Source organism: Streptomyces sp. NPDC002467, assembly GCF_042889825.1.
In the GTDB taxonomy this organism is placed as follows: Bacteria; Actinomycetota; Actinomycetes; order Streptomycetales; family Streptomycetaceae; genus Streptomyces.
This window is the reverse complement of sequence record NZ_JBIARJ010000017.1, coordinates 86,169-111,998: the sequence shown is the minus strand read 5'-3', so window position 1 is coordinate 111,998 and position 25,830 is coordinate 86,169. Positions and strand designations below refer to the sequence as shown.

The following is a 25,830-nucleotide window of genomic DNA, read 5'->3' as shown; positions in this document are numbered from 1 at the left end:
GCCGAAGGAAGCGGAGGACGGCACCCGTGCGACGCACCACCCCCACACTCGCCCTGTGCCTGGCCCTCACGGGCGCGGCGGCCTGCACCGCCTCCGACACCACACCCCCCTCCGCTCCCGCCGGGCTCACCGCCCAGGCCGGCAGCGCCACCAGCGTGCACGTCATGTGGGAGGCCGCGGCCGGGAGCGAGGGCGTGACCGGCTACCAGGTCTTCGAGGACGGCCGCCTGGTGCGCGAACTCCCGGCCGACAAGACGATGGTGGACGTCACCGGCCTCGGCCCGCAGACCGGATACAGCTTCACGGTCCGGGCCCGCGACGCCGCCGGGAACCGCTCCGAGGCGGGCCCGCCGGTGCGCGTGACCACCCCGGCGGCCAAGGCGGAGGACCGGCAGGCCCCCACCGCCCCGCCCTCGGTCACGGCCCGCGCGACGGGCCCCCGCGCGGCCCTGGTGTCCTGGACCCCGGCGAGCGACGACACCGGCGTGACCGCGTACGACGTCTACCAGGGCGGCGCGCGCATCCACACCGCGGGCCCCGGCGCGACCGAGACCGCGCTGACCGGCCTCCAGCCCGACACCGCCTACACCTTCACGGTCCGCGCCCGGGACGGGGCCGACAACTCCTCCCCCGACGGCCCGGCCGCGGACGTGACGACCCCTCCCGACCCCGGCACCGGCCCCGACACCGCGCCCGCCGGATTCACCGCGACCGCCTCCCCCGGCGTTGTCACCCTCGGCTGGACCGCCCCTGACACCGGCCGCGCCACCAGCGAGTACGAGCTGTACGTCAACGGACGGGCCACCACCGTGATCCAGTTCGGCGCGGGCGCGGTCCCGAACGGCCGGGCGGAGTACCGGCTGACCGCGACCGAGCCCGCCGGCACGGTGTGGGCGGTGAAGCTGCGGGCGAGGCTGCCGGACGGGAATTGGGGTGCCTTCTCCGTGGAGCGGAGCATCACCCTCACGGGGTGAGTTTCGGCAACGATCCGGCCGGAATAGACCCTGTCGGATAAGAAGATCACGCACAATACATCCGTGTTCGGTGAGTACTCGGTCAATGACAATCAGGCAGGATCCGCCGGCGGCGATCCCGCGCCCGTCCCGGCCACCACGGCCGGGAACCTGCCGCCCGGGCCTTCCGGCTTCGTCGGCCGCGAACGCGAACTGGCGCTCCTTCGCGAGCTGTTGGAGGAACGGAGGCTGATCACCCTCACCGGGGTGGGCGGTGTGGGCAAGTCCCGGCTCGCCCTGAGGGCCGTCTCCGAGGCCGCCGCGCCGAGGCCCGACGGCGCGTGGTGGGTGGAGCTCTCACCGCTGCGCGACCCCGGTCTGCTCACCACGACCATCTCCCACGCGGTCGGCCTCGCCGATCACTCCTCGGGTTCCCTGGACGAGGAGTTGTGCGCCTGGATGGCGGACAAGCGGCTGCTGCTCGTACTGGACACCTGCGAGCACCTGGTCGCCGAATGCCGCCACCTGGTGGGCGAACTCCTGCAGTCCGCACCCGGGTTGACCGTCGTGGTCACCTCCCGCGAGCCGCTCGGCTCCCCGGGCGAGGAGGTGGTCGAGGTTCGGCCGCTGCCCTGCGAGGGCCCCGACAGCGACGCCCTCGCCCTGTTCCGCGCGCGTGCCCTCGCCGCGACCCCCCAGGCGGCGGCCGTCTTCGCGGACCCCGCCCGCACGGCGGTCGCCGTCGAGGTGTGCAGGCGCCTCGACGGGATCCCGCTCGCCCTCGAACTCGCCGGCGCCCGGATGAGGTTGTGGACCCTGGAGGAGATGGCCGAGCGGCTCGGCGAGCGCCTCAGCCTGCTGTCGGACACCCGCGCCCCCCTCGTACCCCGGCACCAGACGATGCGGACCACCATCGGCTGGAGCCACGAGCTGTGCGAGCCACTGGAACGGCTGCTGTGGGCCCGGTTGTCCGTGTTCTCGGGGGACTTCGACATCGCGGCCGCCCGCGCGGTGTGCGCGGGCGGCCCGCTGCCCGCCGCGCGCGTGGAGCGCGTACTGGCGGGCCTGGTCGCCAAGTCGGTGGTGCTGCGCAGCGAGGAGCGCGGGGCGGGGGCCCGCTACCGGATGCTGGACACGATCCGCGAGTACGGCCACGACTGGCTGGTCGAGCTCGGCGAGGTGCAGATCGTCTCCGACCGGCACGCCCACTGGTACGCGGCCCTCTCCGAGGCCGCCGACCGCGGCTGGCTGGGCCCGGGCCAGGTCGACTGGTACCGCAGGATGACCGCCGAACACGCACAGCTCCGCACGGCCCTGGAACACCTCCTGGGCACCGACGCGGAGGCGGCCCTGGGGATGGCCGGGGCCCTGTGGTTCTACTGGTTCTCCTGCGGGCACGTGCACGAGGGCCGGGGCTTCCTGGAACGGGCCCTGCGGGCCGCCCCGCGTCCCGGACCGGCGCACAACCAGGCCCTGTGGGCGCTCGGGCTCACCGCGCTGCTCCAGGGCGACATGGACGCGGCCCGGGCCGTGGGCGAGCGGTGCACACGGGACGCCGCCCTCCTGTCGGACCCGGAGCGGGAGCTGCGCGCCGCCTATCTGCACGCGGTGTCGGTCATGATGCCCGGCGATCCCGTACGGGCCCTCGCACTGGCCGGCCCGCGGGCCCGGGCGGGCCACGGCGGGCGCACCGACGGCGCGGGTTGGCTGCTGTGCAAGCTGGCCACCGGCTACGCCCTGTGCGACCTGCGGCGGTTCGAGGAGGCGGCGGAGGAGGCTCGGTCGCTGCGGGAGTCCTGCGCGGAGCTGGGCGAACGCTGGTTGCGGGCCTACGCGGACTACATCCTGGCGGTGGCGGCGCTGGGCCTGGGCGAGCACGGGGAGGCGGCCCGGCACGTGCGGGCGATGCTGTCGGGGAAGCGGCTGCTCGGCGACCGCTTCGGGATCGCGCTGGGCCTCGACCTGCTGGCCGCGGCAGTGGCGGCGCTGGGCGACGGCGAACTGGCGGCGCGGCTGCTGGGCACCGGGCACGCCTGGTGGCGCACCGTGGGCCGGCCGCAGATGGGCTCCCCCTCGCTGACGGCCCTGCGGGACAAGGGCGAGCGGCAGGCCCGGGCGGCGATCGGCGACGCCGCGTACGAGACGGCCTTCCTGGGCGGCGCTGCGGCACCCACCGGCTGACCGACAGCCGGTGGGCGGCGTAACTCCTGGGCTCCCGTCAGTACGGGAGGGGTCTGCCCGACGGTGTGCGCAGATCCAGGTCTCGGGGAGCGGGCTTGGGGACGGGCTTGCGGATCAGCTGCTGGCGCATGCTGCCTCCTGGCTCAGACCAGGGCCGGGCGGCGGGGTTCCACCGTCTGGCCTTCGGGGAGCAGTTCACCGGTGTCGTCGAAGACGACCACGCCGTTGCAGAGCAGACTCCAACCCTGTTCGGGATGGGAAGCCACGGTGCGGGCGGCGTCGTGATCGGCGCTGTCGGCGGACGGGCAGGGGGGCTGGTGGGAGCACATGGCGCACCTCCTCGCAAGTGTGGGGCGGGAAGGCCGGTGGTCACCCGGTCGAATCCGCGATCCACGGTGGCGGTGAGTATTACTGATCGCCACCCCCCGACGGAACCCATATTCGGGGTCCAGTTCAAGGTGTGTATGCCCGATTACCATGCGCTCATGCCCGTTATCCGGATCGTTCACCAGACTCCGCTGCCGCCTTCCGAATCATGGAAAAGGGTGACGGACTGGGCGGGGCACGGCGCGCAGGTCCCCCTCACGCGGACGATCATCGAGACGCCCGGGCCCACGCGCGTCGGAACGATCTTCACGGCTCGAACGGGCGTGGGCAGGGTCACATTCGACGACCCCATGGAAGTCGTCCTCTGGCGCCCCCCGGAGGGCACCGGGACGGGCCTCGTCCGGCTGGAGAAACTCGGCCGCGTGGTGACGGGCTGGGCGGAGATCGAGATCCACCGCTCCCCCACCGGGGGCAGCGAGATCCAATGGCGCGAGGACCTGCGCCTGCGCGGCCTCCCCCGTGCCCTGGACCCCCTGGTGGCCAGGGCGGGCCGGCACCTGTTCGGGCGGGCCCTCGCCCGGCTGCTGCGCCCCTGAGGGCGCGGGCCATGGTTCCGCGATCACCGCGCCGGTGATCATCACGCCACCCGGGAGACCTCCGCGGCCACTCCGCCACCACACCACCAGGACGCCGTCCCGTCCGACCCCGCACACGCAGCGCCGCAGCCGGACGGAGCGCAGGGCGCGCACAGCGCACCCCCGGTCCCGGGCCTGCGCGGCCGGCGCCCGGGCGGGGCCTCGCCGGGGGCGCGCTTCCTCGTACCGCGGCTGCTCCTGGCCCTCGCGGTACCCGCGCTGCTCGTGATCGGCCCGCTGACGGACGACGGCCCCCGACGCTGACGGTGGGGCAGTGCGTACGCAACGCGGGCAGCTGGGAGGAGCAGGACCTGCGGGTCGTGGACTGCGGCGCGGCGAACGCCCGGTTCCGGGTCACGGGGCAACTGCGCGAAGGGGAGTCCTGCGCTCTCCTCGACCTCGTGTCGGACAGCAGGTTCAGCGCCGACAAGTGGTCCGCCCACCGCCTGACGCCGCTGCCCGGACACTGACGCCGACGCGCCGACGTCCCGGACACCGCGGGGTGTCCGGGACGCCACGCCAGGCGGGCCGCTAGCGGATCGGCATGCCGGAGAGGGTGCGGGCGATGACGAGCCGCTGGATCTCGCTCGTCCCCTCGAAGATCGTGTAGATCGCGCTGTCCCGGTGCATCCGCTCCACCGGGTACTCCCGGGTGAAGCCGTTGCCGCCGAGGATCTGGACCGCCTGGGCGGTGACCTTCTTGGCCACCTCGCTCGCGAAGAGCTTCGACATCGAGCCCTCCGCCGAGGTGAACGGCCGGCCCGCGACCGCCATCCACGAGGCGCGCCACACCAGCAGTCGGGCGGCGTCGATCTGCGTCCTCATGTCGGCGAGCTGGAAGGCCACGCCCTGGTTGTCGATGATCGGGCGCCCGAACTGGGTACGGGTCTTCGCGTAGTCCAGGGCCACCTCGTACGCCGCGCGAGCCGTACCGACCGCCATCGCGCCGACGGCCGGTCGGGAGGCCTCGAAGGTGGCCATGGCGGCGTTCTTGACGCGCTCGCCGCCACCGCTGCGGGCCCGCTCGTGCGCCCGCGCCAGCCGCTCGTCCAGCTTCTCCTTGCCGCCGAGCAGGCAGGAGCCCGGCACCCGTACGTCCTCCAGCACCACCTCGGCGGTGTGCGAGGCGCGGATGCCGTGCTTCTTGAACTTCTGTCCCTGCGACAGCCCCGGGGTGTTCGGCGGGACGATGAAGGAGGCGTGCCCCTTGGTGCCCAGCTCCGGGTCGACCACGGCCACGACGATGTGGACGTTGGCGATGCCGCCGTTGGTCGCCCAGGTCTTGGTGCCGTTCAGCACCCACTCGTCCTTGGCCTGGTCGTAGACGGCCCGGGTCCGCATGGCCCCGACGTCCGATCCGGCGTCCGGCTCGGAGGAGCAGAAGGCGGCCACCTTCACGTCGTCCGGGGTGCCGTACATCTGCGGGATCCAGGTGCCGATCTGCTCCTCGGTGCCGTTGGCGACGACGCCGATGGCCGCGAGTCCGGTGCCCACGATGGACAGGGCGATGCCCGCGTCGCCCCAGAACAGCTCCTCCATCGCCATCGGGATGCCGAGGCCCGTCGGGTCGAAGAACTGCTGGGCGTAGAAGTCGAGGGAGTAGATGCCGACCTTGGCCGCCTCCTGGATGACGGGCCAGGGAGTCTCCTCGCGCTCGTCCCATTCCGCGGCGGCCGGGCGGATCACGTCGGCGGCGAAGCCGTGGATCCACTCCTGCACCTGCTTCTGGTCCTCGCTCAGCTCCATGGTGAACTCCGCCATGTCCCCTCCACCTGTCCTACTCGTTCTCGTCCAGCACGGGTTACTAGCGGTAACCAGCACGATGACCACAGTCTGTTACCGGTGAGTAAGCACTGTCAAGCACGGCCGAAGGAGGTACGGCCGATTGGATCGACGGGGTGTGCGGGGTGTTACGTTGCGTGGGCGTCACGCACATCGCAAGGGCGGGGAGAGAAACACGTCATGGAGACCACGCAGCAGGCCGGCGAGCCCGGCGCGGCCGATCGCCGGCGCCGGGAACTGCTCGAAGCGGCGGACCGGGTCGTGCTCAGGGACGGCCCCAAGGCCTCCATGAACGCCATCGCGGCCGAGGCGGGCATCACCAAGCCGATCCTCTACCGCCACTTCGGCGACAAGGCGGGCCTCTACCAGGCGCTCGCCGTCCGGCACACGGACGCCCTGCTGGACTCCCTGCGGGCCGCGCTCGACGCCCCGGCGGAGCGGCGGAGCCGGGTGGAGCACACCCTGGACACCTACCTCGCCGCCATCGAGGCCCGCCCGCAGGTCTACCGGTTCCTGATGCACCCGGCCGAGGACTCCCACAGCACGGAGCGCGGGTTCGACGTGGGCCTGCACTCGGCGCCGCTGCTGCGCAGGCTCGGCGAGGAACTGGCGCAGGTGATCGGCGAACGGGTCGACCTCGGCCCGGGCGGGGAGCGGCTGGCCCGTGTCTGGGGGCACGGCATCGTCGGCATGATGCACGCGGCGGGCGACTGGTGGCTGGGCGAACGGCCCTGCGAGCGCGCGGAACTGGTGGCCGCCCTCACGGACCTCCTCTGGGGCCGCCTCTCCACCGCCGGCAACCGCGAAAACGGCCCGGGCTTCTGACCCCCTCCGGCTACGCCGGCCGAGACCGGGCACATCCAGCCCCGCCGGCGTTTGAGGAAGGGGGCACCCCCAGCGGTAGCTGGGGGAGGGGCCGGGCAGAGCCCGGTGCCCGGCGGAGCCGGGTTCCCTGGGGCTCCGCCCCAGACCCCGCTCCTCAAACGCCGGAGGGGCCGGATTTCGCCCCGCACAGCCGAGCGGCGGCTCGCAGAGCCGGGACACGTGCCGGGACCGGGGCGCGGGCCGGCACGGCCAGGGCACCGGCCGACGGAGCCGGGGTGCGGGCCGGAAGGCCCAGAGTCCGGGCCGGAACCGCCGGGGGCGGGGCCAGGAGGGCCGTGCCGGGCCGGGCCGGGGCCCGGCTAGTCGGTGAGGGCCGCCGCGCCCCACGGGGTCTTACGGATGGCGCGCCGCAGGCGACGGGCTCGGAGCCCCGTCACCCGGTCCGCGTACACCCCACCGGCAAGGTGATCGCACTCGTGCTGCAGGCACCGCGCGAAGAACCCGGTCCCCTCGATCCGCACGGGGGCGCCGTCCGACGTGACCCCCTCCACGACCGCCCGGTCGAACCGCGCCGTCCCCGCCTCCAGCCCCGGCAGGGACAGGCAGCCTTCCGGCCCGAGGAACTCGTCGCCGTCCGCGGCCACCAGCCGCGGATTGACGACGTGCCCGACGTGCCGCACGTCCTCGTCGTCCGGGCAGTCGTACACGAACACCCGCTGCCCCACGCCGATCTGGTTCGCGGCGAGCCCGACGCCCTCCGCGGCGTACATCGTCGCGAACATGTCCTCGATGAGCCGGTCGAGGGACGGGCCGAATTCGGTGACCTCCGCACAAGCGGAATGCAGCACCGGATCGCCCAGGAGGCTCATGGTGCGGACGTGACCGTTGGTACCTGGGATGGGGCGCTGTCGCATGGCCGTAAGGGTACGACGGGCGAATATATGAGGAGATCTGCCGTGGCGTTGGGGCGCCGCGGTCAAGGCCCGCGCAGGTACTGGATAGGCTGGGGCCGACCGACGCAAGGAGGACAAGGGACGATGGCAGGCAACACGGAGCCGCTTTCGCCGCGGGCCAAGCTGGCCGTGACGGCGGGCAAGGCCGCGGCGGCGGTGTCGCGGGCCGCGGGACGCGGAAGCGGATCGGTGATCGGAGGCAAGGTCGCGCTCAGACTCGACCCCGATCTCCTCGGAGCACTCGCGCAGCATCTCGATGTCGTCCTCGTCTCCGCGACGAACGGCAAGACCACGACGACCCGGCTGATCGCGGAGGCCCTGCGGGCCAGCGGTCCGGTCGTCTCCAACGCGCTGGGCGCGAACATGCCGGCCGGCATCACCTCGGCCCTCGCCGGCGGCTCGGACGCCAAGTACGGCGTCATCGAGGTCGACGAGAAGTACCTGGCGGGCGTGGCCCGGGACGTCACCCCCAAGGTGATCGCCCTGCTGAACCTCTCCCGCGACCAGCTGGACCGCGCCGCCGAGACCCGCATGCTCGCGGAGAAGTGGCGCGAGGGCCTCGAAGGTTCGAAGGCGGTCATCGTCGCCAACTGCGACGACCCGCTGATCGTGTGGTCCGCGTCCTCCTCGCAGAACGTGGTCTGGGTCGCGGCAGGCCAGGAGTGGAAGGACGACGCCTGGTCGTGCCCCTCCTGCGGTGGCGTCATGCAGCGCCCGGGCGACGACTGGTTCTGCGGCGAGTGCGGTTTCCGCCGCCCCACCCCCACCTGGGTGCTCTCGGGCGACCACGTGCTGGACCCGCACGGTTCGGCCTGGCCGATCCACCTCCAGCTGCCCGGCCGCGCCAACAAGGCCAACGCCGCGACCTCGGCGGCCGTCGCCGCCGTCTTCGGCGTTCCGCCGCAGGTCGCGCTGGAGCGGATGTACCAGGTGCAGGCCGTCGCCGGTCGCTACGACGTGGTGAACTTCCAGGGCCGTGAGCTGCGGCTGCTGCTCGCGAAGAACCCGGCGGGCTGGCTCGAAACGTTTTCCCTGATCGATCCCCCGCCCACGCCGGTGATCCTCTCGGTCAACGCCCGCGGCGCCGACGGCACCGACACCTCCTGGCTGTGGGACGTGGACTACCCGCGCCTGGCCGGTCACCCGATCTTCGTGATCGGCGACCGCAAGCTGGACCTGGCGGTCCGCCTGGAGGTCGCGGGGCTGGACTTCCGGGTGTGCGAGACCCTCGACGAGGCCGTGCAGCTCGCGCCGCCCGGTCAGATCGAGCTGATCGCGAACTACACCGCCTTCCAGGACGTCCGCCGCCGCGTCGGCAACTAGCACCCTCAAGGACAGAGAGCATGAGCGACAACAGCCTGCGTCTGGTGTGGGTCTACCCCGACCTGCTGAGCACGTACGGAGACCAGGGCAACGCCCTGGTGGTGGAGCGCCGGGCGCGCCAGCGCGGCCTGGACGTGCAGCGCGTGGACGTGCGCAGCGACCAGCCGATCCCGACCTCGGGTGACATCTACCTGATCGGCGGCGGCGAGGACCGGCCGCAGCGGCTGGCCGCGGAGCGCCTGCTGCGCGACGGCGGTCTGGAGCGGGCCGTCTCGAACGGGGCGATCGTCTTCTCCGTCTGCGCCGGCTACCAGATCCTCGGCAAGGAGTTCGTCAACGACGTGGGCCAGCGCCAGGAGGGGCTGGGCCTGCTCGACGTCGTCACCGTGCGCGGTGAGGGCGAGCGGTGCGTCGGCGACGTCCTCGCGGACATCGACCCGCGGCTCGGCCTGCCCCAGCTGACGGGCTTCGAGAACCACCAGGGCGTGACCCACCTCGGCCCGACCGCGAAGGCGTTCGCCCGGGTGACGATGGGCCGCGGCAACGGCACCGGCGACGGCACCGAAGGCGCGTACAACGACACGGTGTTCGGCACGTACATGCACGGTCCCGTGATGGCCCGCAACCCGCTGATCGCGGACCTGCTGCTCAAGCTGGCCCTCGACGTGAACGCCCTGCCGCCCATAGACGACCGGTGGTACGAGGCGCTGCGCGCGGAGCGCATCGCGGCGGCCACGCAGCCCGCGTAGCACGCCCCGCACCAACCGTCGGCCCGGTTCCCCCTGGTGGGAACCGGGCCGACGTGCGTTCGTACGACCTTGAAGATCGGGATGTGGAGGATGGTTCAGTCCACCCTCCTTCCGCTTGTAGGGTGACGGGTAGTTCCAACCGGACGACGTGGTCCGGTCGTCGGCCCACGTTGCAAAGGTCTCTCCTGCCATGCGCATAGGTGTGCTCACTTCCGGTGGCGACTGCCCCGGCCTCAACGCCGTCATCCGTTCCGTCGTACACCGCGCCGTCGTGGACCACGGCGACGAGGTGATCGGCTTCCTCGACGGCTGGAAGGGCCTGCTGGAGGCGGACTACCGCAAGCTCGACCTCGACGCCGTGGCGGGCATCCTCGCCCGCGGCGGCACGATCCTCGGCTCCTCCCGCGTCCAGCCCGCGCACCTGCGCGACGGCGTGGAGCGTGCCCGCGGCCACGTCGAGGACCTCGGTCTCGACGCGATCATCCCGATCGGCGGCGAAGGCACCCTGAAGGCCGCGAACCTGCTCTCCCAGGCCGGCCTGCCCATCGTGGGCGTCCCGAAGACCATCGACAACGACATCGCGTCGACCGACGTCACCTTCGGCTTCGACACCGCCGTCGGCGTCGCCACCGAGGCCCTGGACCGCCTGAAGACCACCGCCGAATCGCACCAGCGCGTGATGGTCGTCGAGGTCATGGGCCGCCACACCGGCTGGATCGCCCTGCACTCGGGCATGGCGGCCGGCGCGCACGCGATCGTGGTCCCGGAGCGCCCCTTCGACATCGATCAGCTGACGCGGATCGTCGGCGAGCGCTTCTCCGCGGGCAAGCGGTTCGCGATCGTCGTGGTCGCCGAGGGCGCCAAGCCGAAGCCCGGCTCGATGGAGCTGGAGCAGGGCGGCACCGACATCTACGGCCACGAGCGGTTCGCCGGCATCGGCAACCGGCTGGCGGTGGAGCTGGAGAACCGTCTGGGCAAGGAGGCCCGGCCGGTGATCCTGGGCCACGTCCAGCGCGGTGGCACGCCCACCGCCTACGACCGGGTGCTTGCCACCCGCTTCGGCTGGCACGCCGTGGAGGCGGCGCACCGGGGCGAGTTCGGCATGCTGACGGCGCTGCGCGGCACGGAGATCGAGATGGTCCCGCTCGCCGAGGCGACCTCGACCCTGAAGACGGTTCCGGCGCAGCGCTACGACGAGGCGCAGACCGTTCTGTAAGCCCTTTCGGGGGCTTTTGCCCTCATGCCGCCCCCGCGCGCAGCAGCGTCCGGGGGCGGCACTACTGTGGTGGGGCACCACGGTCAAGGGAGTGAACAGATGGATCACAGCGGGCACGGCATGGACATGAACATGGACCTGCCGCCCTTCACCCTCGGCCGCGGGCTGGAGTTCTCCTTCGACTCCTTCTTCCTGTTCGGCTCGCTGATCGGCCTCGCCCTGTACGGGTGGGGCGTGCTGCGGCTGCGCCGTCGCGGGGACTCCTGGTCGACCGGCCGCACGATCGCGTTCACGGTCGGCGTGCTGACGGTCGTCCTGGTGATGTGCACCAAGCTGAACGACTACGGCATGGTCATGTTCAGCGTGCACATGGTCCAGCACATGGTGATCAGCATGATCACGCCGATCCTGCTGCTGCTCGGGGCGCCGATGACGCTGGCGCTGCGCGCCCTGCCGCCCGCCGCGCGCGGCCACAAGGGTCCGCGCGAGCTGCTCCTGATGCTGCTGCACAGCCGGTACATGCGGATCATCACGCACCCGGCGTTCACGATCCCGATGTTCATCGCGAGCCTGTACGCGCTGTACTTCACCCCGATCTTCGACTTCCTGATGGAGAGCCGGACCGGGCACATCGCGATGATGGTCCACTTCCTCGCGGTGGGCATCGTGTTCTTCTGGCCGATCATGGGCGTCGACCCCGGACCGCAGCGCCCCGGCTACGTGATGCGGATGTTGGAGCTCTTCGCGGGCATGCCCTTCCACGCCTTCTTCGGCATCGCGCTGATGATGGCGAGCCAGCCGATGATCAAGACGTACTCGAACCCGCCGGCCTCCCTCGGGATCGACCCGCTGCTCGACCAGCAGTGGGGCGGCGGCATCGCCTGGGCCTTCAGCGAGATCCCCTCGGTGCTGGTGCTGATCGCGCTGATGTACCAGTGGTACCACTCGGAGCAGCGGGCGGCGAAGCGCGCCGACCGGGCCGCCGACCGGGACGGCGATCAGGAGCTGGCGGCGTACAACTCGTATCTCGCCTCCCTCCGCGCGCGTGGCCAGTAGCGGAACGACGCCTTCGCGCGCCACCATGGGGCATGACCGGATCCGTGAAGGCGATGGCCGTCCTGACCTTCGCCGCCCTGGTGGCCGTCGCCACGTACTCCGTGGCCCTCGGCAGCAACGGCTGGCTGTGGTTCGGCTGGATCGTGCTGGGGATGATCACCGTCGGCATGGCGGCTTCCCGCAACGGTTGACCAAGTAGTGCCCACCCCCTCGGGTGGCCGGGCTCACCGTCCGTAGGATGACCGTGACGACGGGACATCGACGGGAGTGGCCTGGTGTTCTACCACTTGCTCAAGCACGTCTTGCTCGGTCCGCTGTTGCGACTGTTGTTCAGACCTCGGATCGAGGGTCTGGAGAACATCCCGGCCGAGGGCGCCGCGATCGTCGCGGGCAACCATCTGTCCTTCTCGGACCACTTCCTGATGCCGGCGATCCTCAAGCGGCGCATCACCTTCCTCGCGAAGGCCGAGTACTTCACCGGCCCCGGGGTGAAGGGGCGGCTGACGGCCGCGTTCTTCCGCAGCGCCGGGCAGATCCCGGTGGACCGCTCCGGCAAGGACGCCGGACAGGCAGCCCTGCGGGAGGGGCTGGGGGTGCTGGCCAAGGACGAACTGCTGGGCATCTACCCGGAGGGGACGCGCTCGCACGACGGGCGGCTCTACAAGGGCAAGGTGGGCGTGGCCGCGATGGCGCTGCGCGCGGGTGTGCCGGTCATCCCGTGCGCGATGGTCGGAACCTTCGAGATCCAACCTCCCGGGCAGAAGATCCCGAACATCCGGCGGGTGACCATCCGCTTCGGCCGGCCCCTGGACTTCTCCCGGTACGAGGGGCTGGAGGGCGAGCGGGCCGTGCTGCGGGCCGTCACCGACGAGATCATGTACGCGATCCTCGAACTGTCCGGCCAGGAGTACGTCGACCGGTACGCGGCCGAGGTCAAGGCCGAGGAGGAGGAAGCACGGAAGAAGGCCCGGCGCTCCTCACGCTGAGCCTCCTCCCGTACCTCACTGCCGCTCCCGGTCCTTAACGGATGGCCGGGAGCTCCTCACGCGCCGGGAACACGGAGTCCGCCGGTGCGGCGTCGGACGTCAGCGCCCGGGCCGCGGAGGCGGCCGGGGCCACCGGGGTGGCGTGCGGGTCGCACTTCACGTCCTGGGCGTCGACCTTGCCGGTCAGCAGGTAGGCGTCCACCCGCGTGTTGATGCAGGGGTTCACCAGGCTGGTGACACCGTGCGAGCCGGCGTTCTTCTCGGTGATCAGACGCGAGCCGCCGAGGCGACGGTGCAGCTCGACCCCGCCCTCGTACGGCGTGGCCGCGTCGCGCTCGGACTGGACGATCAGGACCGGCGGCAGACCGCGCTTGGCGTTCGCGCCGACCTCGATCGGGTTGCTCTGCTTCGACTTCCAGGTCGCGCAGGGCAGGTTCATCCAGGCGTTGGACCAGGTCAGGAACGGGTACTTCTCGTGCAGCTTGGAGTTGTCCCGGTCCCACTTGGCCCAGCTGGTCGGCCACTTGGCGTCGGCGCACTCGACCGCGGTGTACACGGCGTTGCCGTTCTCCGAGGCCGCGTTGCCCGCGGTGTCCGACATGTCCGGCGCGATGGCGTCGATCAGCGCCTGCTCGTCACCCGCGGCCCAGGCCGCGAAGGTCTGGGCGACGGGCACCCAGGACGAGTCGTAGTACGGGGCACCCTGGAAGAAGCCGATGAGCTCCGCCGGGCCGACGACCCCGCCGAGCGGGTGCGCCTTGGCCTTGGCGCGCAGCTCCTGGTACTTGGCCTCGACCTTGGCGCGGGTGTCGCCGAGGTGGAAGACCGCGTCGTTCTTGGCGACCCAGTCCTGCCAGTCGTTCCAGCGCATCTGGAAGGCGACGTCCTGGCCGAGGTTGGCCTCGTACCAGATGTTGTCCTGCGCCGGGTTGACCACGCTGTCGACGATCATGCGGCGCACGTGGCTCGGGAACAGGGTCGCGTAGACCCCGCCGATGTAGGTGCCGTAGGAGACGCCGAGGAAGTTCAGCTTCTTCTCACCGAGGGCGGCCCGGATGACGTCCAGGTCGCGCGCGGTGTTCGGAGTGGTCATGTACGGCAGCATCTCGCCGCTGCGCTCCTTGCAGCCGTCCGCGTACTCCGCGGCGAGCTTGCGCTGGGCGCTCTTGTCGGCCGCGGAGTCCGGGACCGGGTCGGCCTTGGGGGCCTTGACGAACTCCTGCGGGTCGATGCAGGAGATCGGCGCCGAGTGTCCGACACCGCGCGGGTCGAAGCCCACGAAGTCGTACGCCTTGGCGGTGTTGACCCACAACGGGCTGTTGGTGGTGGACCGGCGCGGGAAGCGCATGCCCGAACCACCGGGGCCGCCGGGGTTGTAGACGAGCGCGCCCTGGCGCTCCTCCTTGGTGCCCGTGCTGACCGCGCGGTCGACCGCGAGGTCGATGGTCTTGCCGAAGGGCTTGGCGTAGTCGAGCGGGACCTTGACCCAACCGCACTGGATCGGGGCCGCGAAGCCCCAGTCGGCCGGGCAGTCCTTCCATTCGATCCCGGTACGGGCGGCGCGGGCGGCGGCGAGCTGAACGCCCAGCGCCTCCGGGACCCCGTTGTCACGGCCGGCGGTGGCCGCCGAGGCCGGCGTGGCGAGCAGCATGCTCGCCGCCAGCGTTCCGGTGATCAGTGTGGCGGCGCTCCCCAGCGCCGCGTTGCGTATCACGTGGTTGATCCCCCTGCGTCAGATACGGCTCGGACCGCCGGGTGCGGCGGTCCGCGTGCAGGGGGATCCTTGCGCCTTACCGGGAGTTGGCGACAGAGCCGGTTCGACTTCTTTGCCAACCCGATAACCGGAAACGTGTGTACCGCTGAGCGGTGTCTGCTTCGTCCCGTGTTCGCCCCACGGTCACCAGGCGTAGGTGGCTCGGGCCTCCTCCAACAGCGTGCGCAGCGTGAGCGCGTCGGGGGCGAGGGCCGTGACGAGGACCGCGGGGCCGGCCAGCGGGGTCACCGCCGCGAACTCCCCCAGCGTCCCGGCCTGCGGCGGGCTCTCGGCGAAGTCGGGTCTCACGACGAGGAGCTGTCCCAGGACCCGGTGTCCGGCGAGGCCCGCCGGGCCGTCCCAGCCGTTCGGGGCGCCCGGTCCGCAGGCGAGGTCCTGGTCGAGCAGGGGCCGCCCGTCGCGGGTGACGGAGAGGCGGCTGCGCAGCAGGCCCGGGTCCTCGCCGCTGCGGCCCAGCACCTGCTCCTCGCGCAGCAGGAGCCGGGCGGTGGGGGCCAGCTCCACCCGGGTGTGGACGCGTAGTTCGCTGCCGCGCACGGAGACCAGCGGCTCCGGCAGCCAGCGCACCGACGCCCCGTCGTCCAGGGTCAGGTGTACGTCGTACCGCGCGGGTTCTCCGCCGCGGCCGGGCAGGGCCAGGGTGGCCGCGGCCGAGCCGAGCGCGAGGCTCGCCCCGGGCCCGACGGCGGCCTCGACGGTGAGGTGGTCCCCGCCGAGGGGGGCGCTCATCGCGCCGACGAGCATCACTCCGGCCTCGGCTCCGGTGCTCCGGGTGCGGCGCAGCGCGAGCGGTCCTTCGCCGGCGAGCAGCGGCAGGGCGGTACCGCCCCGCCCGTCGGCGGTCGCGCGGATACGGGCGGTGGCCCGTACGCCCGCCGGGGGCGGGGAGAGGGGCGGAGCACTGGTCACCGGGCGACCCAGGCGGCGATGCGCTCGCGCACCCAGTCGGCCACGGGGCCCACCCCTTCGGTGCCGCGCAGCGACTGGAAGGCGACGGGCAGTTCACCGCGCTGGTGAGCGGCGTCGTGGGCCATCCGGTCGAGGTCGGAGCCGACGTGCGGGGCGAGGTCGGTCTTGTTGACGACGAGGAGGTCCGCGGTGGTGACGCCGGGGCCGCCCTTGCGGGGGATGTCGTCGCCGCCCGCGACGTCGATGACGAAGATCTGGGCGTCGACGAGTCCGCGGGAGAAGGTGGCGGTGAGGTTGTCCCCGCCGGACTCGACGAGGATCAGGTCGAGTCGGCCGTTCTCGCGGAAGGCCTCCTCCAGTTCCTCGACGGCCTCCAGGTTGGCGGAGATGTCGTCGCGGATGGCGGTGTGCGGGCAGGCGCCGGTTTCGACGGCGGCGATCCGCTCGGGGGGCAGGACGGCCTCGCGCAGCAGGAACTCGGCGTCTTCCCGGGTGTAGATGTCGTTGGTGACGACGGCCATGGACAACTCGCCGCGCAGGGCGCGGCACAGTGCGGCCACGGTGGCGGTCTTGCCGGATCCGACGGGGCCGCCGAGGCCGATCCGCAGGGCACGGCGGGTGCCGTCGGGCCGCAGCGGGTCGGCGCTGTGGGCGTGCCGCTGGGGATAGGTCACGGCGTGGTCGAGGTGCATGGGGGGTCTCCTTGGGGATTCAGGAAGCGAAGAGGCGTACCGGCCAGTCGGCATGGGCCTGTGCCGAGATGTCCAGCAGCGGCGAGGAGGCCGCGGGCAGCGCCCCCAGGCCCTCGGAGCGGGCCAGCAGCGCGGCCGCGGCCGCCTCGACGCAGACGTCGTCGAGCGCGGGGGCGAGGCGGGCCAGTACCCCGCTCGCCTCGAAGGGGTCCAGGCCGAGCAGGCGTACGGTCGCGGTGGCGGGACCGCTGACGCTCTCGTACGCCGCCACGTGCGCGGCGTCGAGCGGCCCGAGCCCCGCCGCCCGGGCGGTGACGCCGAGCACGACGGGCTGGTGGGCCCCGCGCGGGAAGGCCGCGGCCAGTGCGTCCAGTTCGGGCGACGGCCAGGTGGCCCGGGCGGCGCGCAGCAGCTGCCGGCCGAGCCTCCTCGCCGCGGTGCGCAGTGCGGGCGAGGGGGTGCGGGCGTCGGCGGCGGTGTCGAGATCGGCCGGGTCGAGCCCGAGGGCGGCGGCCGCCGCGAGGGCGGCCGCGGTGAGCCCGGTGGTGTGCAGCCGGCCCCGGCAGAAGTCCTCCAGGGTGGCGGCGTCGTGGATCCGGCCCGCCTTGCAGGCGGCCTCGGCCCCGCCGGAGTGGGCGTGCCCTCCGGCGGGGAAGCGGCCGTCGGCGAGGACGAGCAGTGCGGCGAGGCTCATCGGACTGCGCCGCCCATCAGAAGAGGAAGTATCTCTGGGCCATGGGCAGTTCCGCCGCGGGGGCGGGCTCCACGGCCTCGCCGTCGATGGTGACGGTGAAGGTGTCGGCGTCGACCTCGACCCTCGGCATGGCGTCGTTGTTGCGCATGTCGGCCTTGGAGACCTTGCGGGTGTTCTCGATGGCGGTGAAGGTCTTGGCGAGGCCGAGCCGCTCGGGCAGGCCGTCGTCGAGGGCCGCCTGCGCGGTGAAGTTGAGCGAGTTCAGGGCGGGTGCGCGTCCGGTGCTGCCGAACATGGGGCGGGGCAGGACGGGCTGCGGGGTGGGGATGGAGGCGTTGGCGTCGCCCATCTGCGCGTAGGCGATCTGGCCGCCCTTGATGACCACTTCGGGCTTGACGCCGAAGAAGGCGGGGTTCCACAGCACCAGGTCGGCGAGCTTGCCGTTCTCGATCGAGCCGATGTCGCGGGCGAGTCCCTGGGCCACGGCGGGATTGATCGTGTACTTGGCGACGTAGCGACGGGCGCGGTGGTTGTCGGCGGGTCCGTCGCCGGGGAGGAAGCCGCGCCGCTTCTTCATCACGTGGGCGGTCTGCCAGGTGCGCATCACGACCTCGCCGACCCGGCCCATGGCCTGGGAGTCGGAGGAGATGATGGAGATGGCCCCGAGGTCGTGCAGGACGTCCTCGGCGGCGATGGTCGAGGGCCGGATCCGGGACTCGGCGAAGGCGAGGTCCTCGGGGACGGCCGGGTTGAGGTGGTGGCAGACCATCAGCATGTCGAGGTGTTCCTCGACGGTGTTGACGGTGTGCGGCCGGGTGGGGTTGGTCGAGCTGGGCAGGACGTTCGGCTCGGAGACCACGCTGATGATGTCGGGTGCGTGCCCGCCGCCGGCGCCCTCGGTGTGGTACGAGTGGATGGTCCGCCCGGCGATGGCCGCGAGGGTGTCGGCGACGAAGCCGGCCTCGTTGAGGGTGTCGGTGTGAATGGCGACCTGGGCGCCGGTCTCCTCGCAGACGCTCAGGCAGGCGTCGATGACGGCGGGGGTGGAGCCCCAGTCCTCGTGGATCTTGAATCCGAGTGCGCCGCCGCGCAGTTGGGAGTGCATGGCCTCGCGGGACATGGTGTTGCCCTTGCCGAGCAGGCCGATGTTGACCGGGTAGGCCTCCAGCGCCGCGAACATCCGGGCCAGGTGCCAGGGTCCGGGGGTGACGGTGGTGGCCTTGCTGCCCTCGGCCGGTCCGGTGCCGCCGCCGACGAGGGTGGTGATCCCGGAGGCGAGCGCCTCTTCGATGACCGTGGGCGAGATGAAGTGCACGTGCGCGTCTATGGCGCCGGCGGTGACGATCTTCCCGTTGCCCGCGATGATCTCGGTCTCGGGGCCGATGACGAGCGCGGGGTCCACGCCGTCCATGGTGTCGGGGTTGCCGGCCTTGCCGATGCCGCAGATGCGGCCGTCGCGGATGCCGATGTCGGCCTTGACGATGCCCCAGTGGTCGAGGACGACGACCCCGGTGATGACGGTGTCGGGAGCGCCTTCGGCCCGGGTGGTGCGGGCCTGCCCCATGGACTCGCGGATCACCTTGCCGCCACCGAACACGGCCTCGTCGCCGGCCCGCCCGGGGCCGCCGGCCAGGTCCTGCTCGATCTCGACGAAGAGGTCCGTGTCGGCCAGCCGGATCCGGTCACCGGCGGTCGGTCCGAAGAGGTCGGAGTACACCTGTCGGGAGATCTCAGACATCGAGCGGCCCTCCGGTCTCCCCGCGCAGACCCGGTACGGTGCGCAGTCCGGCCAGCGGTACGAGGTCCACCGCGACCGGGATGCCCGGCTCGAAGCGGACGGCCGTGCCGGCGGCGATGTCGAGGCGCAGCCCGCGGGCGGCGAGCCGGTCGAATTCGAGGCCGGGGTTGACCTCGGCGAAGTGGTAGTGGGAGCCGACCTGGACGGGCCGGTCGGCGGCGTTGAGCACGGTGAGGCGGGTGACGGGGCGGCCCTCGTTGAGGAGCACCGGTCCGTCCCCGTAGGCGATCTCGCCCGGGATCATGCGGGTGACTCCCCTTCAGACGATCGGGTCGTGGACGGTGACGAGTTTGGTGCCGTCCGGGAAGGTCGCTTCGACCTGGACGTCGTGGATCATCTCGGGGATCCCCTCCATGACCTCCTCGCGGGTCAGGACGGTACGGCCGGAGGCCATCAACTCGGCCACCGTGCGGCCGTCGCGGGCCCCTTCGAGGATGTGCGAGGTGATCAGCGCGATCGCTTCGGGATGGTTGAGGAGCACCCCGCGCGCCTTCCGCTTCTCGGCCACGTCCGCGGCCACGTGGATGAGCAGTCTCTCCTGCTCATGCGGTGTCAGTTGCACACGTCTCACCTAGTTTCCGGGTCAAGGTCAACTTCGAGCACGGCGACCCTAACGGCCTTCAACACTTTGTTGACCAGCGCATATCCGAGCCAAGCGTCTCTTGCCCAACGCGGGGGAAGGCTTTCCGTCCCGACCACCGCCGCTTTACCCGCCCATGGGTGATCATTGGGGGTCGGGCGTGACCCCACGGTAGGGGCCGCGCTTTTCCGCCGAGTTAACCCACGTTTCGGGCAGGCAACCGGTTCGGTCCGGCGGCCCGCCGACCGTCGTTCCGTATACGGAGCTCCACCCGGAAAGCCCAGCGAGGAGACAGATGTTCGTCAATCCCGTCCGGCACATCACCTTCGACGCCCACGACCCCTACGGGACCGCGCGGTTCTGGTCGGCGGTGACCGGGTACCCGATCCACCCGGACGACGCGGCCGGTGACGACGAGGTCCTGCTGGACCCTGGGCAGCCGAACGTGCCCGGCCTGCTGTTCATCCGGGTGCCGGACGCCAAGTCCGTCAAGAACCGGGTCCACCTGGACATCCAGCCCGCTTCGGGCACCCGGGACGAGACCGTCGAGCGCCTGGTCGGGCTGGGGGCGAAGGTGGTCGACGACCGGCGCGCGGAGGACGGCGTCCTCGGCTGGGTCGTCCTCGCCGACCCGGAGGGCAACGAGTTGTGCATCGAGCGCAGCGCCGCGGAGCGCTCCGCGTCCGCCTGATCCCCGGAGTCCGCCCGATCCCCGGCTCAGCAGCCGGTGGGGGCCTTCTCCTGCGCACCGGCTCCGACGGTCCACGGCAGGGCGATCGACACGGTCTTGCCGCCGTCCTCGGTGGGGGTGACCGAGAGCCTGCCGCCCGCCTCCGCGGTGAGCCAGCGGATGATGACCATGCCCCGGCCGTTGTCCTGCTGGACGGCGGCCGGGAGTCGCTTGGGCCAGCGCGGGTGGCTGTCGGTGACCCCGATCCGGAGCCACTCCTCCCGCTCCAGCCGGATGTCGACGGTGAAGGTCGGCGACTGGCCGAAAGTGTGCTGTACGGCGTTGGTCGCGAGCTCCGAAACGATCAGCCGGATACTGTCGGCGGTATCCGCGTCATCGGGGAGCCCCCATTCGCCCAGCACTTCCGCGACGTAGCGGCGGGCGGTGGCGACCGAGGCGGGATCGCTCGGCAGAGTGACGGATGCTTCCTGGTGATCTGCCATGGCGACGGTCCCTTTCCCACCGGGGCCGAGCCGCCCCGGATCTGTGCTGGACGCCAGAGTGCCACCCCTCGCCCCGCCGCACCTGCCGTTCCCCCAAGATATGCATATATCTGTCGCTCGATGCGGTGAACTCTGCTACGGAAGAGCGTATTCGGACGGCAGACTGGTGCGAGCTGTGCCGGTGGAAGGAGGCGGGTGTGCAGCACGGTCCCGCGGTGCGCCGACGCAAGCTCGGCGAGGAACTGCGCGCCCTGCGCGACCGGTCCGGACTCACCAGTGGTGAGGCGGCCCGGATCGTGGGATGGCACCAGTCGAAAATCAGCCGCATCGAAACGGGTCGCAGTGGCGTGAAGCCCGAGGACATCCGCCTGCTCCTCGACGCCTACGGGGAGATCGTCAGCCCCGAGCAACGCGCACTGCTGGAGGCGTTGTCCGTCTCGGCCGCGGGCCCAGGGCCGGGCGGGGACACCGGGCGGGGTCGCCAGTGGTGGCACGACTACCGGGGGCTGCTGCCGCAGGAGTACCGGGACTTCATCAGCCTGGAGGCCAGCGCCCGGTCCGCCCGCACCGTGGAACTGTCCGTTGTGCCGGGCCTGTTGCAGACCCCCGGGTACGCCCGGGCGGTGACCCGGGCCGCGCTGGGCGGGCTCCCGGAACCGAAGGTGGACGCCCTCGTCGACGTACGGCTGGCCCGGCAGTCGGTGCTGCGGGCGGATCCGCCGCTGGAGTTGAGCGCCGTACTGGACGAGGCGGTGCTGCGTCGGCAGATCGGCGGGGCCGGGGTGATGGCAGAGCAGCTGCGGCACCTGGCGGAGGTGTCCCGGTTGCCCCAAGTGCGCTTGCAGGTACTGCCGTTCAGCGTGGGGGGACATCTCGGCCTCACCGGACCGTTCGTTATTTTCTCATTTCCGAACATCGCCGATCTGGATGTGGTGGTACTCGACCATTTGACGAGTAGCCTCTATCTGGAGCGGAAGGAAGACCTAGAGGCGTACAGCGCCGCGTTCCGCACCATCCAGGCGCACGCCCTCCCGCCCCAGGACTCGTCGGATCTCATCAGCACCCTCGCTGACGACGCGTAAGGAGGCACCCCCGTGTCCGCAACCCCCTTATCCAGCAGCGGACTTCTGAACAGAGCGCGGTGGCGGCGGAGCAGCCGCAGCACCGGAATGAACAACTGCGTGGAAGCGGCCGTCCTGTCGAGCGGCCTGCTGGCCGTCCGTGACTCCAAGCGGACGGACGGCCCGGCCGTGCTCTTCACCGGGCCGGCCTGGGACGGCTTCCTCGCCCATGTCAGGGCGGACGTTCCTGCGTAACCCGCCTAGCGGTCCGTGGCTCCGGCCGGAGCGGTCCGCAGGATCGTCCCGACGGCCCGGTCGATCTCGTCCCCCGTGAGATCAGCCCGGGCGGTCAGCCTCAGCCGGGAAATGCCGTCCGGTACCGACGGCGGCCGGAAGCACCCCACGGACAGACCTGCCTCGCGGCAATCGGCGGCCCACTGCAGTGCCGCCGAGGCCGACGGGGCCCGAACCGACACCACGGCCGCGTCCGGCCGGGCCGCGGTCAGGCCGGACGCGGTGAGTCGCCCGTACAACTGGGCGGCCACCTCGCGGGCGCGGTCCGCGCGCTCCGGTTCCCGCCGGAGCAGGCGCAGGCTCGCCAGCGCCGCGCCCGCGGCGGCCGGGGCCAGCCCGGTGTCGAAGATGAAGGTGCGCGCGGTGTTGACCAGGTGCCGGATGACCTTGGCCGGGCCGAGTACGGCTCCGCCCTGGCTGCCCAGGGACTTGGAGAGGGTCAGCGTGGCGACCACCCCGGGCGCGCCCGCGAGTCCGGCGGCGTGCAGCGCGCCGCGGCCGCCCTCGCCGAGCACTCCGAGCCCGTGCGCGTCGTCCACGACCAGGGCCGCGCCCTCGTCCCGGGCGGCGGCCGCGTAACCGGCGAGCGGGGCGGCGTCGCCGTCCACGGAGAACACCGAGTCGCTGACCAGGAGCGCCCGGCCCTCGTGCGCGGCGAGCGTCTTGCGCGCGGCGTCGGGATCGGAGTGCGGGATCACCGCGGTCTCCGCGCGCGAGAGCCGGCAGCCGTCGACGATCGAGGCGTGGTTCCCGGCGTCGGAGACGACCAGCGTGCCGCGACCGCTGAGCGCGGTGACGGCGGCGAGGTTGGCCGCGTATCCGGAGGAGAGGACCAGGGCGGCCTCGAAACCGCAGAAGGCGGCGAGCTCGCGTTCCAGTTCCGCGTGGAGTTCCGTCGTTCCCGTGACCAGCCGGGAGCCGGTGGCGCCGGCGCCCCAGCGCTCGGCGGCCTCCCTGGCGCCGCGGACGGTCTCGGGGTGCCTGGTCAGGCCGAGGTAGTCGTTGCTCGCGAGGTCCAGCAGCGGCGAGGACTCCGGCCGCGGGCGCAGCGTCCGCACGAGTCCGGCCTCGGCCCGGGCGCGCTCCGCTTCGTCGATCCACCCGAAGACGTCGGCGGAATCGGGGGTGTGCTGGGGCAACGGCGGCATCGGCAGGTCCTCGCGTTTTGTCGGCAGTCCACAGACCAGGCTCGACCCTAGCCGCCGTCACAGCTGCGCCAGGTGTGGCGATACACACACTCCCATCCGGCCATGTTGTGCGATCTCTCCTTGGCCGGGAGTGGTCGTGTAGGCCAGGATCGGCGTCATGGACCTGCTGAACAACCTGGTGGACAAGGGGCTCCGGCGCGAGCTGCCGACCCGCGAAGAGGCGCTCGCCGTACTGGCGACTTCCGACGACGATCTGCTCGACGTGGTGGCCGCGGCCGGCAAAGTGCGCCGCCAGTGGTTCGGGCGTCGGGTCAAGCTGAACTACCTGGTCAACCTGAAGTCGGGCCTGTGCCCGGAGGACTGCTCGTACTGCTCCCAGCGGCTGGGCTCGAAGGCCGAGATCCTCAAGTACACGTGGCTGAAGCCGGAGGAGGCCTCCGAGGCGGCCGCCGCGGGTGTCGCGGGCGGCGCGAAGCGGGTCTGCCTGGTCGCGAGCGGCCGCGGTCCGACGGACCGTGACGTGGACCGCGTCGGCAAGACCATCGCCGCGATCAAGGAGCAGAACGAGGGCGTCGAGGTCTGCGCGTGTCTCGGCCTGCTCTCCGACGGCCAGGCGGAGAAGCTGCGCGACGCGGGCGCCGACGCGTACAACCACAACCTGAACACCTCCGAGGCCACGTACGGCGCGATCACCAAGACGCACACCTACGCGGACCGCGTGGACACCGTGCAGAAGGCGCACGCGGCGGGCCTGTCGGCCTGCTCGGGCCTGATCGCGGGCATGGGCGAGAGCGACGAGGACCTGGTCGACGTCGTCTACTCGCTGCGCGAGCTGGACTCGGACTCGGTGCCCGTCAACTTCCTGATCCCCTTCGAGGGCACCCCGCTGGCCAAGGAGTGGAACCTCACCCCGCAGCGCTGCCTGCGGATCCTCGCGATGGTCCGGTTCGTCTGCCCGGACGTCGAGGTCCGCATCGCCGGCGGCCGCGAGGTGCACCTGCGCTCGATGCAGCCGCTCGCGCTGAACATCGCGAACTCCATCTTCCTCGGCGACTACCTCACCAGTGAGGGCCAGGCGGGCCAGGCCGACCTCGACATGATCGCGGACGCCGGCTTCGAGGTGGAGGGCGCCGGTACGACCACGCTTCCCGCGCACCGCGCCGACGTGGCGGCCGCCGCGACGGCCGGCGGCTGCGGCTCCCACGGGGGCGGCGCCTCGGTCTGCGGTTCCGCGGGTGCCGCCGACCCCGCCGCCGGGGCCGGCTGCGGCTCGGCGTGCGGCGGCTGCTCCGGGCACGCGGACGAGGCTCCCGTACCTGCCCAGGCCGAGGCCGGCGAGGTGCGCTCGGACCTGGTGGCGGTGCGCCGCCGCGGCGCGGGGACGGACGTCGCCCCCAATGCCTGATCAGCACCGCCCGCTGTCGTCCGGCGCGGAACTCCTCGCGCTGGACCGGCAGCACGTCTGGCACCCGTACGGCCCCATGCCCGGGCGGCAGGAGCCGCTGGTCATCGCGTCCGCGTCGGGTGTCCGGCTGCGGCTGGCCGTGCCCTCCCAGGGGCACGGCAACGACGAACTGGTCGACGGCATGTCCTCCTGGTGGTCGGCCATCCACGGCTACAACCACCCGGTGCTGAACGAGGCCGCGACGGCGCAGCTCGGCCTGATGTCGCACGTGATGTTCGGCGGGCTCACCCACGAGCCCGCCGTCCGGCTCGCCGCGAAGCTCGTCGAGATCACCCCGGCCGGGCTGGAGCACGTCTTCCTCGCCGACTCGGGCTCGGTGTCCGTCGAGGTCGCGGTCAAGATGTGCCTGCAGTACTGGCGTTCCCTGGGCCGCACGGGCAAGACCCGGCTGCTGACCTGGCGCGGCGGCTACCACGGGGACACCTGGCAGCCGATGGCCGTCTGCGACCCCGACGGCGGCATGCACGAGCTGTGGCAGGGTCACCTGCCGCGGCAGGTCTTCGCGGACGCGCCGCCCGGCGGCTTCGACACCCCGGTGGACCCGGCGTACACCGACCACCTGCGCTCCCTGATCGCCGCGCACGCCGACGAACTGGCCGCGGTGATCGTGGAACCCGTGGTGCAGGGCGCGGGCGGCATGCGCTTCCACAACCCCGGCTATCTGCGGGTGCTGCGCGAGCTGTGCGACGAGTACGGCGTGCTGCTCATCCTCGACGAGATCGCGACGGGCTTCGGCCGCACGGGCGCGCTCTTCGCCGCCGACCACGCGGGCATCACCCCGGACGTGATGTGCCTGGGCAAGTCGCTGACGGGCGGTTACCTCACGCTCGCCGCCACCCTGTGCACGGAGCGGGTGGCGGACGGCATCTCGCGTGGCGAGGTCCCCGTCCTCGCCCACGGGCCGACCTTCATGGGCAACCCGCTCGCGACGGCCGTGGCGCTGGCCTCCGTCGACCTGCTGCTCGGCCAGGACTGGGCCACCGAGGTCAAGCGGATCGAGGCCGGGCTGCGCGAGGGCCTCGCGGACGTCGTCTCGGTGCCGGGCGTACGGGACGTACGCGTCCTGGGCGCGATCGGCGTGGTCCAGCTCGACCACGAGATCGACATGGCGGCCGCCACCCGGGCGGCGGTGCGCGAGGGCGTGTGGCTGCGCCCGTTCCGGGACCTGATCTACACCATGCCGCCGTTCGTCACGGGCGACGCGGACGTGGCCCGTATCTGCCGTGCGGTGCGCGCGGCGGCCGAGGAAGGCTGAG

The 25,830-nt window shown here is 72.1% G+C and carries 28 protein-coding genes; 16 read left to right on the top strand and 12 right to left on the bottom strand.

Features of this window, described 5'->3' with window-relative positions:
- Positions 1-26: 26 nt before the first annotated feature.
- Positions 27-974, top strand: coding sequence for a fibronectin type III domain-containing protein (locus ACFYYJ_RS30370; protein ID WP_389137215.1), 948 nt, complete (start codon positions 27-29; stop codon positions 972-974).
- Between the two features lie 63 nt (positions 975-1,037).
- Positions 1,038-3,134 (top strand): ATP-binding protein, encoded by a 2,097-nt coding sequence (locus ACFYYJ_RS30365; protein WP_389137213.1) that lies wholly within the window; start codon positions 1,038-1,040, stop codon positions 3,132-3,134.
- Between the two features lie 143 nt (positions 3,135-3,277).
- On the opposite strand, the gene ACFYYJ_RS30360 is transcribed toward ACFYYJ_RS30365, so the two are convergent.
- The gene (locus tag ACFYYJ_RS30360; RefSeq protein ID WP_365170754.1) at positions 3,278-3,463 is read right to left on the bottom strand and encodes a DUF5999 family protein; all 186 of its coding nucleotides are present in this window, start codon (positions 3,461-3,463) and stop codon (positions 3,278-3,280) included.
- A 156-nt stretch (positions 3,464-3,619) separates the two neighbouring features.
- Here ACFYYJ_RS30360 and ACFYYJ_RS30355 point away from each other — a divergent pair, with 156 nt between their 5' ends.
- Positions 3,620-4,057 carry an SRPBCC family protein gene (locus ACFYYJ_RS30355; protein ID WP_389137211.1) on the top strand — a complete coding sequence of 146 codons (438 nt, stop codon included), beginning with the start codon at positions 3,620-3,622 and terminating at the stop codon, positions 4,055-4,057.
- Between the two features lie 305 nt (positions 4,058-4,362).
- Complete coding sequence (locus ACFYYJ_RS30350; protein WP_389137209.1) at positions 4,363-4,566, top strand: hypothetical protein; 204 nt, start codon at positions 4,363-4,365, stop codon at positions 4,564-4,566.
- Positions 4,567-4,627: 61 nt separating this feature from the next.
- Here ACFYYJ_RS30350 and ACFYYJ_RS30345 read toward each other — a convergent pair whose 3' ends face one another.
- Positions 4,628-5,857, bottom strand: coding sequence for an acyl-CoA dehydrogenase family protein (locus ACFYYJ_RS30345; RefSeq protein ID WP_385126169.1), 1,230 nt, complete (start codon positions 5,855-5,857; stop codon positions 4,628-4,630).
- Positions 5,858-6,058: 201 nt separating this feature from the next.
- Between ACFYYJ_RS30345 and ACFYYJ_RS30340 the strand changes: the two genes are divergently transcribed.
- Entirely contained in the window at positions 6,059-6,703 is a 645-nt protein-coding gene (locus ACFYYJ_RS30340; protein WP_385126170.1) for a TetR family transcriptional regulator, read from the top strand.
- A gap of 359 nt (positions 6,704-7,062) precedes the next feature.
- On the opposite strand, the gene def is transcribed toward ACFYYJ_RS30340, so the two are convergent.
- Positions 7,063-7,617, bottom strand: a complete 555-nt coding sequence (gene def / locus ACFYYJ_RS30335) for a peptide deformylase (protein ID WP_385360265.1) — start codon at positions 7,615-7,617, stop codon at positions 7,063-7,065.
- Between the two features lie 123 nt (positions 7,618-7,740).
- Here def and ACFYYJ_RS30330 point away from each other — a divergent pair, with 123 nt between their 5' ends.
- The 6 genes from ACFYYJ_RS30330 (at position 7,741) to ACFYYJ_RS30305 (ending at position 12,986) form a co-directional block, all read left to right on the top strand.
- On the top strand, positions 7,741-8,979 hold the full coding sequence (locus ACFYYJ_RS30330; protein ID WP_384593891.1) for a MurT ligase domain-containing protein: 1,239 nt from the start codon (positions 7,741-7,743) through the stop codon (positions 8,977-8,979).
- A gap of 20 nt (positions 8,980-8,999) precedes the next feature.
- Positions 9,000-9,728: a type 1 glutamine amidotransferase gene (locus tag ACFYYJ_RS30325; RefSeq protein WP_385126173.1), complete on the top strand. Its 729-nt coding sequence runs from the start codon at positions 9,000-9,002 to the stop codon at positions 9,726-9,728.
- A gap of 190 nt (positions 9,729-9,918) precedes the next feature.
- Entirely contained in the window at positions 9,919-10,944 is a 1,026-nt protein-coding gene (locus tag ACFYYJ_RS30320) for a 6-phosphofructokinase (protein ID WP_385126174.1), read from the top strand.
- A 99-nt stretch (positions 10,945-11,043) separates the two neighbouring features.
- Positions 11,044-12,000 carry a cytochrome c oxidase assembly protein gene (locus ACFYYJ_RS30315; protein WP_389137205.1) on the top strand — a complete coding sequence of 319 codons (957 nt, stop codon included), beginning with the start codon at positions 11,044-11,046 and terminating at the stop codon, positions 11,998-12,000.
- Between the two features lie 32 nt (positions 12,001-12,032).
- Positions 12,033-12,191 carry a hypothetical protein gene (locus ACFYYJ_RS30310; protein WP_384593903.1) on the top strand — a complete coding sequence of 53 codons (159 nt, stop codon included), beginning with the start codon at positions 12,033-12,035 and terminating at the stop codon, positions 12,189-12,191.
- 84 nt (positions 12,192-12,275) lie between these two features.
- Positions 12,276-12,986 carry a lysophospholipid acyltransferase family protein gene (locus ACFYYJ_RS30305; RefSeq protein ID WP_376657130.1) on the top strand — a complete coding sequence of 237 codons (711 nt, stop codon included), beginning with the start codon at positions 12,276-12,278 and terminating at the stop codon, positions 12,984-12,986.
- 34 nt (positions 12,987-13,020) lie between these two features.
- On the opposite strand, the gene ACFYYJ_RS30300 is transcribed toward ACFYYJ_RS30305, so the two are convergent.
- The 7 genes from ACFYYJ_RS30300 to ACFYYJ_RS30270 all read right to left on the bottom strand — a co-directional run bounded on the left by ACFYYJ_RS30300 (position 13,021) and on the right by ACFYYJ_RS30270 (position 19,415).
- The gene (locus ACFYYJ_RS30300; protein WP_384593938.1) at positions 13,021-14,637 is read right to left on the bottom strand and encodes an alpha/beta hydrolase; all 1,617 of its coding nucleotides are present in this window, start codon (positions 14,635-14,637) and stop codon (positions 13,021-13,023) included.
- 246 nt (positions 14,638-14,883) lie between these two features.
- Positions 14,884-15,669 carry an urease accessory protein UreD gene (locus tag ACFYYJ_RS30295; protein ID WP_389137203.1) on the bottom strand — a complete coding sequence of 262 codons (786 nt, stop codon included), beginning with the start codon at positions 15,667-15,669 and terminating at the stop codon, positions 14,884-14,886.
- Complete coding sequence (gene ureG, locus ACFYYJ_RS30290; protein WP_389137201.1) at positions 15,666-16,361, bottom strand: urease accessory protein UreG; 696 nt, start codon at positions 16,359-16,361, stop codon at positions 15,666-15,668. Before ureG ends, ACFYYJ_RS30295 begins: the two co-directional genes overlap by 4 nt.
- A 19-nt stretch (positions 16,362-16,380) precedes the next feature.
- On the bottom strand, positions 16,381-17,055 hold the full coding sequence (locus ACFYYJ_RS30285) for an urease accessory protein UreF (RefSeq protein WP_389137199.1): 675 nt from the start codon (positions 17,053-17,055) through the stop codon (positions 16,381-16,383).
- Positions 17,056-17,071: 16 nt separating this feature from the next.
- Positions 17,072-18,793 carry an urease subunit alpha gene (locus ACFYYJ_RS30280; protein ID WP_385126181.1) on the bottom strand — a complete coding sequence of 574 codons (1,722 nt, stop codon included), beginning with the start codon at positions 18,791-18,793 and terminating at the stop codon, positions 17,072-17,074.
- Positions 18,786-19,097: an urease subunit beta gene (locus ACFYYJ_RS30275; RefSeq protein WP_376657125.1), complete on the bottom strand. Its 312-nt coding sequence runs from the start codon at positions 19,095-19,097 to the stop codon at positions 18,786-18,788. Before ACFYYJ_RS30275 ends, ACFYYJ_RS30280 begins: the two co-directional genes overlap by 8 nt.
- Positions 19,098-19,112: 15 nt before the next feature.
- Positions 19,113-19,415: an urease subunit gamma gene (locus tag ACFYYJ_RS30270; protein ID WP_385126183.1), complete on the bottom strand. Its 303-nt coding sequence runs from the start codon at positions 19,413-19,415 to the stop codon at positions 19,113-19,115.
- A gap of 313 nt (positions 19,416-19,728) precedes the next feature.
- Here ACFYYJ_RS30270 and ACFYYJ_RS30265 point away from each other — a divergent pair, with 313 nt between their 5' ends.
- The gene (locus ACFYYJ_RS30265; protein WP_389137196.1) at positions 19,729-20,124 is read left to right on the top strand and encodes a VOC family protein; all 396 of its coding nucleotides are present in this window, start codon (positions 19,729-19,731) and stop codon (positions 20,122-20,124) included.
- Positions 20,125-20,150: 26 nt separating this feature from the next.
- On the opposite strand, the gene ACFYYJ_RS30260 is transcribed toward ACFYYJ_RS30265, so the two are convergent.
- Positions 20,151-20,606 (bottom strand): ATP-binding protein, encoded by a 456-nt coding sequence (locus ACFYYJ_RS30260; protein WP_385126185.1) that lies wholly within the window; start codon positions 20,604-20,606, stop codon positions 20,151-20,153.
- 197 nt (positions 20,607-20,803) lie between these two features.
- On the opposite strand from ACFYYJ_RS30260, the gene ACFYYJ_RS30255 reads away from it, so the two are divergent.
- Together ACFYYJ_RS30255 and ACFYYJ_RS30250 are read left to right on the top strand one after the other, a co-directional pair.
- A complete protein-coding gene (locus ACFYYJ_RS30255; protein WP_389137194.1) occupies positions 20,804-21,688 on the top strand; it encodes a helix-turn-helix domain-containing protein in 885 nt (294 codons plus the stop codon).
- Positions 21,689-21,700: 12 nt separating this feature from the next.
- Positions 21,701-21,922 (top strand): DUF397 domain-containing protein, encoded by a 222-nt coding sequence (locus tag ACFYYJ_RS30250; protein ID WP_385126189.1) that lies wholly within the window; start codon positions 21,701-21,703, stop codon positions 21,920-21,922.
- A 5-nt stretch (positions 21,923-21,927) separates the two neighbouring features.
- Here ACFYYJ_RS30250 and ACFYYJ_RS30245 read toward each other — a convergent pair whose 3' ends face one another.
- On the bottom strand, positions 21,928-23,109 hold the full coding sequence (locus ACFYYJ_RS30245; RefSeq protein ID WP_385126190.1) for an 8-amino-7-oxononanoate synthase: 1,182 nt from the start codon (positions 23,107-23,109) through the stop codon (positions 21,928-21,930).
- A gap of 157 nt (positions 23,110-23,266) precedes the next feature.
- Between ACFYYJ_RS30245 and bioB the strand changes: the two genes are divergently transcribed.
- Positions 23,267-24,514, top strand: a complete 1,248-nt coding sequence (bioB, locus tag ACFYYJ_RS30240; protein WP_385126192.1) for a biotin synthase BioB — start codon at positions 23,267-23,269, stop codon at positions 24,512-24,514.
- Complete coding sequence (locus ACFYYJ_RS30235) at positions 24,507-25,829, top strand: adenosylmethionine--8-amino-7-oxononanoate transaminase (protein ID WP_389137190.1); 1,323 nt, start codon at positions 24,507-24,509, stop codon at positions 25,827-25,829. The genes bioB and ACFYYJ_RS30235 overlap by 8 nt, the downstream gene beginning before the upstream one ends.
- Position 25,830 lies beyond the last annotated feature (1 nt).

Coding starts and splice junctions, on each gene's coding strand:
- ACFYYJ_RS30360 (WP_365170754.1), bottom strand. CDS start 3,463: ATGTGCTCCCACCAGCCCCCCTGCCCGTCCGCCGACAGCGCCGATCAC.
- ACFYYJ_RS30355 (WP_389137211.1), top strand. CDS start 3,620: ATGCCCGTTATCCGGATCGTTCACCAGACTCCGCTGCCGCCTTCCGAA.
- ACFYYJ_RS30345 (WP_385126169.1), bottom strand. CDS start 5,857: ATGGCGGAGTTCACCATGGAGCTGAGCGAGGACCAGAAGCAGGTGCAG.
- ACFYYJ_RS30340 (WP_385126170.1), top strand. CDS start 6,059: ATGGAGACCACGCAGCAGGCCGGCGAGCCCGGCGCGGCCGATCGCCGG.
- def (WP_385360265.1), bottom strand. CDS start 7,617: ATGCGACAGCGCCCCATCCCAGGTACCAACGGTCACGTCCGCACCATG.
- ACFYYJ_RS30330 (WP_384593891.1), top strand. CDS start 7,741: ATGGCAGGCAACACGGAGCCGCTTTCGCCGCGGGCCAAGCTGGCCGTG.
- ACFYYJ_RS30325 (WP_385126173.1), top strand. CDS start 9,000: ATGAGCGACAACAGCCTGCGTCTGGTGTGGGTCTACCCCGACCTGCTG.
- ACFYYJ_RS30320 (WP_385126174.1), top strand. CDS start 9,919: ATGCGCATAGGTGTGCTCACTTCCGGTGGCGACTGCCCCGGCCTCAAC.
- ACFYYJ_RS30315 (WP_389137205.1), top strand. CDS start 11,044: ATGGATCACAGCGGGCACGGCATGGACATGAACATGGACCTGCCGCCC.
- ACFYYJ_RS30310 (WP_384593903.1), top strand. CDS start 12,033: ATGACCGGATCCGTGAAGGCGATGGCCGTCCTGACCTTCGCCGCCCTG.
- ACFYYJ_RS30300 (WP_384593938.1), bottom strand. CDS start 14,637: ATGCTGCTCGCCACGCCGGCCTCGGCGGCCACCGCCGGCCGTGACAAC.
- ureG (WP_389137201.1), bottom strand. CDS start 16,361: ATGCACCTCGACCACGCCGTGACCTATCCCCAGCGGCACGCCCACAGC.
- ACFYYJ_RS30285 (WP_389137199.1), bottom strand. CDS start 17,055: ATGAGCCTCGCCGCACTGCTCGTCCTCGCCGACGGCCGCTTCCCCGCC.
- ACFYYJ_RS30280 (WP_385126181.1), bottom strand. CDS start 18,793: ATGTCTGAGATCTCCCGACAGGTGTACTCCGACCTCTTCGGACCGACC.
- ACFYYJ_RS30275 (WP_376657125.1), bottom strand. CDS start 19,097: ATGATCCCGGGCGAGATCGCCTACGGGGACGGACCGGTGCTCCTCAAC.
- ACFYYJ_RS30265 (WP_389137196.1), top strand. CDS start 19,729: ATGTTCGTCAATCCCGTCCGGCACATCACCTTCGACGCCCACGACCCC.
- ACFYYJ_RS30260 (WP_385126185.1), bottom strand. CDS start 20,606: ATGGCAGATCACCAGGAAGCATCCGTCACTCTGCCGAGCGATCCCGCC.
- ACFYYJ_RS30245 (WP_385126190.1), bottom strand. CDS start 23,109: ATGCCGCCGTTGCCCCAGCACACCCCCGATTCCGCCGACGTCTTCGGG.
- bioB (WP_385126192.1), top strand. CDS start 23,267: ATGGACCTGCTGAACAACCTGGTGGACAAGGGGCTCCGGCGCGAGCTG.
- ACFYYJ_RS30235 (WP_389137190.1), top strand. CDS start 24,507: ATGCCTGATCAGCACCGCCCGCTGTCGTCCGGCGCGGAACTCCTCGCG.